A 12,579-nucleotide genomic window follows, 5' to 3' on the forward strand; every position below is an offset into this window, starting at 1 on the left:
TTTACGAAATTAATAAACTTAAAAATTTTAACTATACATGATTATTATTCAATTCATAGGTTTTTTATTTTTCATGTTGATAACTATATCTGGTTTTTGGTGTATCCTTTTTTTATTTTTTTTCAGTATTTATTGGATCATTAGTATATTGATTAGTAATGGAACAAAAAAATATGAATTCAAAAAAAAAAATAAATTCCTATTTAATCAGGAAAATATTGAAAAATAAATATTTTTGGATTAGTTTATCTTTTTTTATATGGATTTCTTTTTTTGATACTAATTCTTTAGTATTACACTGGAAATTAGAAAAAAATATAAATCAAATGATATTAGAGAGAGATTTTTATAAAAAAAAAATTTTCTTGGAAGAAAAGATTTTAAAAAAATTGAAAAAAGACAAAACATATTTGGAAAAATTAGCCAGAGAAAAATTTTACATGAAAAAAGATGATGAAGATTTGTTTGTCATATCATCTAATAAATCTAAAGAAGAAATATAATTAACCTTAATAACTTATTAACGTTTTATATAAATCAATAATATGCTTAAATCAGAAGGGGAGACTCCACTTATTCTAGATGCTTGATAAAGTGATTCAGGTCTATAATAATTTAGTTTTTCTCTAGCTTCTGTAGAAAGAGATTTAATTTTTTCGTAATCAAAATTATTTGGTATGCGAATACTTTCAAGTTTCAATAATTTTTTTGCATTTTCTTTTTCCCTTTCAATATATCCTCTATATTTAATTCGAATAGAAACTTGTTCTAAGATTTCTTTATTATAATTATTCTTTTCTATTTCTTTTTTTAAAAAAGGAATTGATTTGAGATCTTGTATATCTATTTCAGATCGAGATAGTATTATGTCTATTTTTTTATCTTGATGAATTTTAGGAGATTTTTTCCTGCTTAAAATAGGATTTATCAGATCTGGTTTTAAATGTTTTTCCTGAAATAAAGAAATACATTTTTTTATTTTATATTTTTTTTTATCTATTTTTTTCATGTTTTTTTCTGAAATTAATCCAATTTTATATCCCATATGTGTTAATCTTTCATCTGCATTATCTTGACGTAACAACATTCTGTACTCAGCTCTTGAAGTGAACATTCTGTAAGGTTCTTCTGTTCCTTTCATGATCAAATCGTCTATTAAAACTCCTATATAAGCTTCATTTCTTTTGAGAATAAAAGGATTTTTTTTGTTAATTTTTAGGGTCGCATTAATTCCTGCAATTAATCCTTGAGCTGCTGCTTCTTCATATCCTGTGGTTCCGTTAATTTGCCCCGCAAAAAATAGATTCCGAATCAACTTACTTTCCAAAGTAAGTTTTAATTGAATTGGAGTGAAATAATCATATTCAACAGCATATCCAGGCCTCAACATTTTTACTTTTTCAAATCCTGAAATTTTTCTTAAAGATTTATATTGCGTTTCTTCTGGTAAAGAAGTAGAGAACCCGTTTATATATACTTCTATAGTTTTCCATCCTTCTGGTTCAACAAAAATCTGATGTTCTTTTTTGTCAGAAAATCTAAAAATTTTTTCTTCAATAGATGGACAATATCTAGGACTTATTCCTTGAATAGAACCAGTAAAAATTGGAGAATCATTGAAATTATTACGAATAAAATTGTGTACTTCTTGATTTGTATAAGTGATATGACATTCACGTTGTTTTTTTAATTTTTTGGTTTTGTAATAAAAAGAAAAATTTTTAGGATTTACATCTCCCTTTTGGTTTTTCATTTTTTTATAATTCAAAGACCGTCCATCTACTCTTGGAGAAGTTCCTGTTTTCATTCTTCCAGATTTTAATCCAAATTTAGTTAGTTGTTCCGTAATACCTTTAACTTGTTGTTCAGAAATTCTGCCTCCATCAATTCTTTTTTTTCCAATAAAAATTTTTCCATTCAAAAATGTCCCATTTGTGAGGATTACTGACTTACCTTTAATTTTTGTACCTAAAGAAGTAATCACCCCTTCAACTCTATTATCTTTTAGGATCAAAGAAGTGACAGTTTCTTGATATAGATCTAATCTTGTATTTTTTTCTAAAAATAATTTCCAATTATCTGAAAATAGTTTTCTATCGCATTGGGCTCTAGGGCTCCACATAGCAGGTCCTTTGGATTGATTTAACATTCTGAACTGAATTGTGCTATAATCAGTAATTATTCCTGAATACCCTCCTAAAGCATCTATTTCTCTTATTATTTGACCTTTAGCTATTCCTCCCATAGCTGGATTGCATGACATTTGCCCTATTGTTTGTAAATTTGTAGTGATTAATAAAGTTTTTGATCCCATGTTAGACGCCGCAGAAGCGGCTTCTGCTCCCGCATGTCCTCCTCCAACAACAATGATTTCATATGTATTTAAAAACATGACTTTTTAAAAGTTGAAAAAATTTAAATAAAACTCCTCTTTTTTTTTCATTAATTTTTTTTTAATATAATTTTTATCATCATATCCTAAAAAGTGTAATATAGCATGAATCATCACTCTTTTTAATTCTACTTGAAAAAGTTGATTCCATTGTACAGAATTAGATAAAACTCTATCTATACTTATAAAGATATCTCCTGATATCATTTTTTTATTCTTAATAAAAGTAGAATTTTTAAAGGCAATAACATCTGTATAATAATCTTTATTAAGATATTTTTTGTTCATATTTAAAATAAAATGATCATCACAAAAAATATAATTAATATCTCCAGCATATTTTCCTTCATTTTTCAATATCATACAAATTCTTTCACTAATTTCACTCAAAAATAATTCATTTTCTATAGAAGAAAAATCAGAAAGTTCGTAAAAAAAATTTATCATAATTTGTATAATATAATTAATCTAAATGAGAAAAAAAATCAAAAAAACAATTCCAAATATTTTGACTTTATTCAATTTATTTTTTGGATGTATATCTATAACTCTTTTACAGTCAAAACATTTTGAATATTCTTCTCTTTTCACCATGTTTTCATTAATTTTAGATTTATTAGATGGATTTCTATCCCGATTTTTTCATATAGAAAATGAATTTGGAAAAGAATTAGATTCTTTAGCGGACATGGTTTCTTTCGGATTGGTTCCATCTATGATAGTTTTTGATCTACTAAAAAAAAACAAAGGGATTCCATTTATTGAATGGTCTTCTTTTCTCATTACCATATTTTCCGCATGGAGATTGGCACTATTTAATATTACTAAAGAAAAAAATTATTATGGATTAACCACACCAATCAATACCTTATTTTTCTCTTCTTTATCTGTTATTCTTTCTAAGAAAAATATTGTATTATCTCCTGTTATACTGCTTATCATAGTTTTTCTATCTTGTTATTTTTTAATATCTAAAATACCCATGTTTTCTTTGCATTTTTATGGATTTTATTGGAAAAAAAATAGAACACGTTATTTATTTTTATTGATTAGTATGTTTCTTTTATTAACTTTACACATGGTTGCTTTTCCATGCATTATTGTTTTTTACATTATAACTTCAATTTGTTATCATTGTTATCAAAATAAACTAAATAGAAAAAAAATTCACATTAACACATGAAACTCCAACTTTATCGTCCTATTTGTTTCTTTGATATAGAATCTACAGGAATAAATATTGGAAAAGATAGAATTATAGAAATATCTATATTAAAAATATTTCCAAATGGAGATCAAGAAGACAAAACTTGGCTTATATTTCCTGAAATCCCTATTCCTCCGCAATCAACATCTATTCATGGAATTACAGATGAAGATGTAGCAGGAAAATTACCATTTAAAGATGTTGCGATATATATTTTTAATATGATTGAAAATACTGATTTAGCAGGATATAATTCTAATAGATTTGATATACCAATTTTAGCTGAAGAAATGCTTCGTGCAGGAATATCTTTTGATATAAAGAAACATAATACAATAGATGTACAAGTCATATTCCACAAAATGGAACCTAGAACCCTTTCTGCAGCTTACAAATATTATTGTAGAAAAAATTTAATTAAAGCTCATAGTTCTAAAGCAGATACATTTGCTACATATGAAATTTTGCTAGCACAATTAGAAAAATACAAGGATTTGAAAAAAGACGTTAAAAGTTTAAATCAATTTTCACATCAAAAAAACATCGCCGATCTTGCTGGTTTTATAAAAATAGATGAAGAAGGAAATGAAATATTTAACTTTGGAAAATATAAAGGAGAAAAAGTTTTAGAAATTTTCGATAAAGACCCTAATTATTATGGGTGGATACAGAATTCAGATTTTCCTTTATACACTAAAAAAATATTAAAAAATGTTAAATTAAGAAAATTTAATAAAAAAAATAACTAATTTTGAATTAAATCTTCTAATTTTTTCTCTATAAAAAGAGTTAGATTTTTTCCCTTTAATAAATTTTTTGATAAAAGAGTTAAATTCAAAGCTTCTTGAATGAGTTTTTTTCTTTCCCCCTCTGTAGAGGTCAATATTTTTTTCATTAAAATATGATTCGTATTGACAATCAATTTATAAAATTTTTCTTGATCATTTTTTTTTTCTTTTCCTAAAAAATTTATTTCTTTCATTCTCCTTACAAATTCAGGAATAATAATTAAAAAAGGAAAATATTTTTTGGACAAATTTTCTAATTGAACAGAGAATTTATATTCTTTTATTAAATGGGGGGTTAGAAAATTTTTTAAATTTTCTTTTTCTTTTTCTGAAAGTTCTGAATAGTATTTTTCCTCTTTTTTATCAATTAGTTTGTCAATATGATCTGAATCTACACGAACAAAAGAAATATCTCTATGAGAAAATTCTAGTTTTTGTATTAAGTGAACTGTAAGAGGACTATCTAAAATTAAAATTTCATAAGATCTATTTTCTGCATCTCTAATATAACTATATTGTTTTTCTTTATCAGAAGTATAAAGAAAAATGATTTTTCCTTCTTTATTTTTTTGAAAATTTTTTATTTTTTCCTTAAATTCATCAAAAGTAAAATAAAAATTTTTTATAGTAGAATAAATGAAAAATTTTTTAGCTTTTTCAAAGAAATTTTCCTCACTTATCATCCCATATTCTACAAAAATTTTTATATATTTCCACTTTTTTTGAAAGATTTCTCTTTCTTTTTTTAACATAGAATCAAGTCTATCGGATACTTTTCTTGTTATATATTTTGATATATCCATTACAGATGGATCTGATTGTAAATGAGTACGTGATACATTAAGAGGAATGTCGGGGGAATCTATAACGCCTTTCAATAAACTTAAAAAATCTGGAACTAATTTTTCTAAATTATCTGTAATATAAACTTGATTTTGATATAAACGAATTCCATTTTTTTGAAAATCAAGTTTATATTCTATTTTAGGAAAATATAAAATACCTGTTAATCGAAAAGGATGATCTATATTCAAATGAATCCAAAATAAAGGATCTTCCACTTGTTCTGGATATAATTCATGATAAAAATTTAAATAATCTTTATCCTTTAAATGAAAAGGACTTTTTTTCCAAGAAGGAGAAGTATTATTAATGAGAATATCTTTTCCATTTTCTTCAAAAAAATATATTTTTTCTGGAATAAATTTACAATATTTATAAAGTAATTTTAAAATACGATCGTGTTCTAAAAATTCTTTGCTTTCTTCATTAAGAAACAAAATAATTTCTGTTCCTCTCTCTCTTTTTTCTGTCTCTTTCAGAGAGAATTTTGGCGATCCTTCACAGGACCAAAAAACGGAATATGAATCTTTTTTATAAGATTGAGTGAATATCATTACTTGACTTGCCACCATAAAAGAAGAATAAAAACCTAATCCAAAATGTCCAATAATAGAATCAGATGAGAGATTTTTTTTATATGTTTGAATAAACTCTTCCGCTCCAGAAAAAGCAATTTGATTAATATATTTTTCTACTTCTTCTTTAGTCATACCAATTCCATTATCAATAATATGAATAGTTTTCTTTTTTTGATCTATTTTAATTTTGATTTTAAAATCATCTTCACACAAATCCTCATTTATCTTACCTAACTTTGCTAAAGTTTTTAATTTTAAAATAGCATCAGTCGCATTGGAAACAAGTTCTCGTAAAAAAACTTCTTGATCTGAATAAAGAAATCTTTTAATAATAGGAAAAATATTATCTGAAGTAACACGAATTTTATTATCATTTTCCATAAAACAATGTGAATTTTATTTTTTTTACGACTCTCCCATTTAAATTTAAAGAACAACAAACAAATAATAAATAATAATGTCAGTCATAAATTTCTTGGGGATAAGAAAAAAAAGAATCAATAAATGTTTTTCCATCAAATTCTTTTAAATCTTGTATTTTCTCACCTATTCCAAGATATTTTATCGGAATTTTGAATTGATCCATTATTCCTATAACCACTCCGCCTTTAGCTGTTCCTTCTAATTTTGTTAGAATTAGAGAAGAAACTTTTACAAAATATGTAAACTTTTTGACTTGTTCAAAAGCATTTTGTCCTGTAGAACTATCCAAAACAAGCATGGTTTCATGAGGAGATTCGGGGATAATCTTTTTCATAACTCTGCTCATTTTAGAAAGCTCTTCCATAAGCCTCATTCTATTTTGTAATCTTCCAGCTGTATCTACTAATACAACATCTATATTTTTAGATTTTGCAGATTGTAAAGTATCATACGCAACAGATGCTGGGTCTGCATGCATATGTTGTTTGATTAATGGGACATTAGCGATATCTGCCCATATTTCAAGTTGATTAATAGCTGCAGCACGAAATGTATCTGCAGCTCCTATGATCACATTGAATCCTTTTTTTTTTAAAAGAAATGCTAATTTTCCAACCGTAGTCGTTTTTCCTACACCGTTTACTCCAACCATCATAATGACATATGGTTTTTTTTCATTTTTTATTTTTCGTTCTAAACGTTCATTTTTTATTTCAATAAAAAGAGATTCAATTTCCTCTTTCAGGAATTTATAGATTTCTTGTGTATTCTTGTATTTTTCTTTTTGAACTCTTTTTTCAAGATTTCTGATAATCTTTACAGTAGTTTTCGTTCCTATATCTGAAGATAATAATATGTCTTCTATATGATCAATAAAATCTCTGTCTAACTTAGATTTTCTAAGAAATAGATTCCTTAACCTAGAAAAAAAAGACTCTTTTGTTTTCTCTAATTCACGATTAAATGTTTTTTTTACTTCTTTCTTTTTGTTAAAAAACATTCTTTATTTTTTCATTTTTTTTGGAAAAAAAATCTTTTACTTTATCTTCAGTTAAGATTTTATTTTCAAAAGTATAAAATCCGGATTTTTTAGATTTTATTATTCGAATAGCCAAAGTCATTTTTTTTGATATTTTTTTTTTATTTTCTACAATATTTTTATTTTTAGGCATATCTATTTCTTTGTTTCTATTATTTAATTTCTTTGTGAAGAGTATACTTTTTCAGTATTCTATTGTATTTCTTCAATTCTATTCTTTTTGGGGTATTTTTTTTATTTTTTGTAGTTATATACCTAGAACAACCAGGAATACCGCTTTTTCTTTGTTCAGTACATTCCAATATCACTTGAATTCTATTTCCCTTTTTTCCCATTGGAATTTAAATTTTTCTAATTTTTTTAATTTTCTTATACTTGTTATAATTGAAACGTTTTAATGCGTTTTCAATTCCAATTTTATTAATCAACTTGATAGCAGATGTGCAAATTTTTAATGTAATCCATTTATTCTCTTTTATTAAGAAAAAACGTTTTTTACATAAATTTATATTGAAACGACGTTTTTTTTTGTTATTAGCGTGAGAAACTTTATTTCCAAACAGAGCTTTTTTTCCAGTCAATTCACAAATTTTTGACATAATTATAAATTTCTCTTTATTTTTATCTTTTGTAAGATAGATAAAATCACACAACACACAAAAATTATCTTTTCAAAAAAAAAGAATAATGTCAGGACATAGTAAATGGTCAAATATACAACATCGAAAATCAAATAAAGATTTTATAAAATCTAAAAAATTTTCTAAAATTATTAAAGAAATTTCTATTGCAGTTAAAGAAAAAAATAAAACTTCATTTCGTTTAAAAAATGCAATACTCAATGCAAAATCAATTAACGTTCCTAAACAGACTATAGAAAGAACAATTCAAAAAGCTTCAAAAATTAAAAAAAATTATAAAAATCTAAGTTTAGAAGGACAAATTCACGGAATCAGTTTGATTATAGAATGCATAACAGATAATAGTGTTAGAACAATTTCCAATATAAGAACTTTTCTTAATAAAAAAGGCGGAAGATTATGTCACAATGGAGAGATCATTCATTTATTTAATAGAATAGGAATTTTTTCTATCAGAAAAAATGATATCCATTTTTCTCTGGAAGATTTTGAACTGATGTTAATAGATTTTGGAGCTAAAGATATTTTTAAAGAAAAAGAGAAGGTATCTATCTATACAGATTTTGAATATTTTGGTTCTATGAAAAATAATTTAGAAAAATTGAAAATACCTCACCTGTATCAAATTAAACGTATTTCTATACAGCAGAAAAAAAATATTACAAAAGAAAACGAAAAAAAAATATTAAATTTAATTGAAGTACTTGAGAAAAATGAAGACATTCAAAATGTTTACTCTAATCTAATTTGATTTGATTGAAAAAAAATAAAAAAGTAAGACGTCCTATCGCATTTTTTTTTTCAAAAATAAGAAATGAGGAAAGTCCGGACACCATAGAGCAGTACAATGGGTAACTCCCATACACCGAAAGGTGAGGAATAGTGCAACAGAAAGAAAGTACAGTTTGGCTGTAGTGAAATCATGTAAACTCTGTACGGTGAAATGCCATGTATACCGGGAACAACTGGCTCGGTTGATTGCCCCCCCGGTGGGTAGGCAGATAGAGATTTAGGGTAACCTATATCCTAGAAAAATGATAGGTATAAAAACAGAATCCGGCTTATAGTCTTACTTTTTTGGAGAGATGGCCGAGAGGACTAAGGCGCACGTCTGGAAAGCGTGTACACAAAACAAAGTGTCAAGGGTTCGAATCCCTTTCTCTCCGCAAATGTTTTTTTTCAGTTTTCTATGTCTTTGAATTTTTTTTCAATCAAATTTTTTCTTACTCCAATCACTTTATCTATATCCTTAGACGCTGCTTTCAATTTGTCTTGTGCTTGATAAAGCAAAGATCCAAATTTTGTAAATTCTTTTTTTACAGTTTCTAAAATTTTCCATACTTCAGAAGTCCTTTTTTGAATTGCTAAAGTACGGAATCCTATTTGTAAACTATTCAACATAGCCGCTAATGTAGATGGTCCTGTAATGATTATTTTATATTTTCTTTGCAATTCTTCTAATAAACTTGAATTCTTAACAATTTCCGCATATATTCCTTCAAAAGGTAAAAAAAGAATAGCAAAATCGGTAGTATGTGGAGGATCGATATATTTATCTTTAATCTCTTTAGACATTTTTTTAAGTACAGATTCCATATTTTTTTTAGCTATTTCTATATTTTTTTTTTCTCCTTGATTATAAGCGTTTTGTATTTTTTCATAAGTTTCTTTTGGAAATTTCACATCAATTGGTAACCATATTACATTCCCATCTCCAAGACCGGGGAGTTTAATTGCGAATTCTACTACACAATTTGTTCCCGATTTAGTAATTACATTACATGCATATTGATCTGGTGATAAAATTTGTTGTAAAAGCATTGAAAGTTGCATTTCACTAAAACTACCACATATCTTTACGTGATTTAAAGTTCTTTTAAGAGAGCTGACATCTTTTGACAAATTTTTCATTTTTCCTAATCCTTCTTGCAAAAAAAATAATTGATTTCCAATTATTTCGAATGATTTTCCTAAATGAGTATTCAAGGATTTTTGTAGTTTTTCATTGACATTTCCTCTTATTTCCTCAAGTTTTTTTTCTGTTATATCAACAAGCTTTTCTTGTTCTTTATGAAAAAAATTTAATTTATTAGATTGATTTTCAATATAAAAATGTATTTTTTTCTCTATAGAATCTTGAAAATCTTTTATAGATTGTATAAGTCCGTCTTTTACTTCTTTAAAAGAATCTATGAGTTCTCTTTTTTCATATTGGAATTCTTTTTGTATTTCATTTTTCTGATTTCTAGATTCTTCTTTAAAAAGAAATTCAAATTTTTTGAAAAAAAAGAAAAATATTATAAAGAAGGAACACAAAAAAAGTCCCAAAAGATAATACATAAGTTTAATAGAGTGGTTTTTTGTTTTTTTGAAACAAAAGGAAAATAGTTAATAAGATAACAACAGTTTGGTTTTGGTTCAAACTCAGACTCCCTCACATATACACATAAACATGAACATGAAGTCAAATAGCGGGAATAGGACTCGAACCTATGACCTTCGGGTTATGAGCCCGACGAGCTACCAACTGCTCCATCCCGCGATTATATAATCAAATTCACTTAATAATAATACAAAATTTAAATATAATATTTTTCATTTACAAAATCAAACAAATATTAATATTTATTAATGGATTTATCCATTCATAGAAATTAAAAATTCTTCATTATTTTGAGTTCTAGACATACGTGATCTTAAAAATTCCATAGCTTCTACTGGATTCATATCGGAAAGATGTTTTCTTAAAATCCACATTCTCTGTAATGTTTTATGATCCAATAACAAATCATCTTTTCTAGTACTGGAAGAAACGAGATCAATAGCAGGATAAATTCGTTTATTAGCAATCTTTCTATCCAATTGAAGTTCTTTATTTCCTGTTCCCTTAAATTCTTCAAAAATAACTTCATCCATTTTGGATCCTGTATCAATCATTGCTGTGGCAATAATAGACAAAGATCCTCCATTTTCTATATTTCTAGCTGCTCCAAAAAATCTTTTGGGTCTGTGTAAAGCGTTGGCATCTACCCCTCCTGATAACACTTTTCCAGATGCAGGAGATACAGTATTATATGCTCTTGCTAAACGAGTTATAGAATCTAATAAAATTACAACATCATGAGAACATTCCACCATTCTTTTAGCTTTTTGTAATACGATATTAGCTACTTTAACATGTCTATCTGCTGGTTCATCAAAAGTAGAAGCAATCACTTCTCCTTTAACATTTCTTTGCATGTCAGTTACTTCTTCTGGACGTTCATCAATAAGTAATATAATTAAGTACACTTCCGGATGATTCGCTGCAATAGCATTAGCTATTTCTTTCAATAAAGTAGTTTTTCCTGTTTTAGGAGGAGCTACAATCATTCCTCTTTGTCCTTTTCCTATAGGAGTGAAAAGATCCACTATTCTTGTTGAAAGGGTCGCATTTTTACCAGCTAGTTTAAATTTCTCATTTGGAAAAAGAGGAGTTAAATGTTCAAAAGAATCTCTTTCTCTTACAAAAGAAGGGGGGCTCCCATTAATTTCAAGAATTTTTATTAAAGGAAAGTATTTTTCTCCCTCTTTCGGAGGACGAACTTCTCCCCTTATAGTATCTCCGGTTTTCATTCCGAACAATCTAATCTGAGATTGAGATACGTATATATCATCAGGAGATGACAAATAATTAAAATCGGAAGATCTTAAAAAACCATAATTTTCTGGCATAATTTCTAGAACCCCTTCGCTTATGATAATTCCTTCAAATTCATATTCAGGAGTGCGATATTTATTCAGATTTTTTTGTGTAAAAGTATTGCTACTTTCTGTTCTAGAAAAAGGAACTTTTGGATTTGTAAAAGTTTGATTTTGATTTTTTCTTTGAAATTTTATAATTTCTTCTTTATTTCTCGTTTTTGAAGGATTTTTCAAACGGTTTTGAGAATGAGAATTTGAAGGATTTCTCAAACGGTTTTGAGAATGAGAATTTGAAGGATTTCTCAAACGGTCTTGAGAATGAGAATTTGAAGAATTTCTCAAACGGTCTTGAGAATGAGAATTTGAAGAATTTCTCAAACGGTCTTGAGAATGAGAATTTGAAGGATTTCTCAAACGGTCTTGAGAATGAGAATTTGAAGGATTTCTCAAACGGTCTTGAGAATGAGAATTTGAAGGATTTCTCAAACGGTTTTGAGAATGAGAATTTGAAATTAATTTTTTTTTTTCATTTACGTTTAATAAGATGTTGGATTCAGTATTTTTTCTACTTTTAAATCCTTTTCGAAAAGGATTTTCTCTTTTTGAAGAAGAAAATGAAGTTGTTTTTTTATTAAAAATAGAAATAATTTTTTCTAGGAGTTCGTTTTTCCGCAATTGAGTACATTTTTTTAATCCTGAAGAACGAGCAATCTCCTGTAATTCAAAAAGTTTTTTACTTTTTAATTCAGTAATATCAAACATAAAGTAATTGGGTTTATTATAATGCCATTCTTTTTTTTACTTAATTTTTTGGATCTTATTTATTCCCCAAATAAATGGGGGAGTTCAGAATAAGAAGAAGTAGCAGTTAATTTTTTTACTACATTTACATTCTGCATATAATAAAACACATCCTAACAACAGATGATAAAATAAACAACGAAAAAAAAATAAGCTCTTAAGATTAAGCAACACAGTAAATGC

The 12,579-nt window shown here is 26.4% G+C and carries 13 protein-coding genes, 2 tRNA genes and 1 other RNA gene; 6 read left to right on the forward strand and 10 right to left on the reverse strand.

All coding sequences use genetic code 11. The annotated features are described in order from the left end of the window. Positions 1-158 precede the first annotated feature (158 nt). The gene (locus H0H71_RS00510) at positions 159-503 is read left to right on the forward strand and encodes a septum formation initiator family protein (protein WP_238784460.1); all 345 of its coding nucleotides are present in this window, start codon (positions 159-161) and stop codon (positions 501-503) included. A gap of 17 nt (positions 504-520) precedes the next feature. Here H0H71_RS00510 and mnmG read toward each other — a convergent pair whose 3' ends face one another. Together mnmG and ybeY are read right to left on the reverse strand one after the other, a co-directional pair. Next, positions 521-2,392, reverse strand: coding sequence for a tRNA uridine-5-carboxymethylaminomethyl(34) synthesis enzyme MnmG (mnmG, locus tag H0H71_RS00515; RefSeq protein ID WP_185856203.1), 1,872 nt, complete (start codon positions 2,390-2,392; stop codon positions 521-523). A gap of 6 nt (positions 2,393-2,398) precedes the next feature. Further along, on the reverse strand, positions 2,399-2,839 hold the full coding sequence (gene ybeY, locus H0H71_RS00520) for an rRNA maturation RNase YbeY (RefSeq protein ID WP_185856205.1): 441 nt from the start codon (positions 2,837-2,839) through the stop codon (positions 2,399-2,401). A gap of 25 nt (positions 2,840-2,864) precedes the next feature. Between ybeY and H0H71_RS00525 the strand changes: the two genes are divergently transcribed. Further along, on the forward strand, positions 2,865-3,575 hold the full coding sequence (locus H0H71_RS00525) for a CDP-alcohol phosphatidyltransferase family protein (protein WP_185856207.1): 711 nt from the start codon (positions 2,865-2,867) through the stop codon (positions 3,573-3,575). Then, a complete protein-coding gene (locus tag H0H71_RS00530; protein ID WP_185856209.1) occupies positions 3,572-4,348 on the forward strand; it encodes a 3'-5' exonuclease in 777 nt (258 codons plus the stop codon). The genes H0H71_RS00525 and H0H71_RS00530 overlap by 4 nt, the downstream gene beginning before the upstream one ends. Here H0H71_RS00530 and htpG read toward each other — a convergent pair. From htpG to rpmB, 5 genes are all read right to left on the reverse strand, one after another. Further along, a complete protein-coding gene (gene htpG, locus H0H71_RS00535) occupies positions 4,345-6,189 on the reverse strand; it encodes a molecular chaperone HtpG (RefSeq protein WP_185856211.1) in 1,845 nt (614 codons plus the stop codon). The genes H0H71_RS00530 and htpG overlap by 4 nt on opposite strands. A gap of 79 nt (positions 6,190-6,268) precedes the next feature. Further along, positions 6,269-7,231 (reverse strand): signal recognition particle-docking protein FtsY, encoded by a 963-nt coding sequence (ftsY, locus tag H0H71_RS00540; RefSeq protein WP_185856213.1) that lies wholly within the window; start codon positions 7,229-7,231, stop codon positions 6,269-6,271. Further along, entirely contained in the window at positions 7,221-7,403 is a 183-nt protein-coding gene (locus H0H71_RS00545) for a DUF4295 family protein (RefSeq protein WP_185856215.1), read from the reverse strand. The genes ftsY and H0H71_RS00545 overlap by 11 nt, the downstream gene beginning before the upstream one ends. A 19-nt stretch (positions 7,404-7,422) precedes the next feature. Next, positions 7,423-7,605: a 50S ribosomal protein L33 gene (rpmG, locus tag H0H71_RS00550; RefSeq protein WP_185856217.1), complete on the reverse strand. Its 183-nt coding sequence runs from the start codon at positions 7,603-7,605 to the stop codon at positions 7,423-7,425. Positions 7,606-7,611: 6 nt separating this feature from the next. After that, a complete protein-coding gene (rpmB, locus tag H0H71_RS00555) occupies positions 7,612-7,869 on the reverse strand; it encodes a 50S ribosomal protein L28 (RefSeq protein WP_185856219.1) in 258 nt (85 codons plus the stop codon). A gap of 88 nt (positions 7,870-7,957) precedes the next feature. Here rpmB and H0H71_RS00560 point away from each other — a divergent pair, with 88 nt between their 5' ends. From H0H71_RS00560 to H0H71_RS00570, 3 genes are all read left to right on the forward strand, one after another. Further along, positions 7,958-8,662 (forward strand): YebC/PmpR family DNA-binding transcriptional regulator, encoded by a 705-nt coding sequence (locus H0H71_RS00560; protein ID WP_185856221.1) that lies wholly within the window; start codon positions 7,958-7,960, stop codon positions 8,660-8,662. 20 nt (positions 8,663-8,682) lie between these two features. Continuing rightward, positions 8,683-8,991, forward strand: an RNA gene (gene rnpB, locus H0H71_RS00565) — RNase P RNA component class A. Continuing rightward, positions 8,991-9,077, forward strand: a tRNA-Ser gene (locus H0H71_RS00570). Before rnpB ends, H0H71_RS00570 begins: the two co-directional genes overlap by 1 nt. Before the next feature lie 13 nt (positions 9,078-9,090). Here H0H71_RS00570 and H0H71_RS00575 read toward each other — a convergent pair. The 3 genes from H0H71_RS00575 to rho form a co-directional block, all read right to left on the reverse strand. Beyond that, positions 9,091-10,251, reverse strand: coding sequence for a DNA recombination protein RmuC (locus tag H0H71_RS00575; RefSeq protein WP_185856223.1), 1,161 nt, complete (start codon positions 10,249-10,251; stop codon positions 9,091-9,093). 129 nt (positions 10,252-10,380) lie between these two features. Then, positions 10,381-10,453 (reverse strand) — tRNA-Met (locus H0H71_RS00580). A 95-nt stretch (positions 10,454-10,548) separates the two neighbouring features. After that, positions 10,549-12,357 (reverse strand): transcription termination factor Rho, encoded by a 1,809-nt coding sequence (gene rho / locus H0H71_RS00585; RefSeq protein ID WP_185856225.1) that lies wholly within the window; start codon positions 12,355-12,357, stop codon positions 10,549-10,551. Positions 12,358-12,579 lie beyond the last annotated feature (222 nt).

The organism is Blattabacterium cuenoti (genome assembly GCF_014251375.1).
GTDB lineage: Bacteria > Bacteroidota > Bacteroidia > Flavobacteriales > Blattabacteriaceae > Blattabacterium > Blattabacterium cuenoti_K.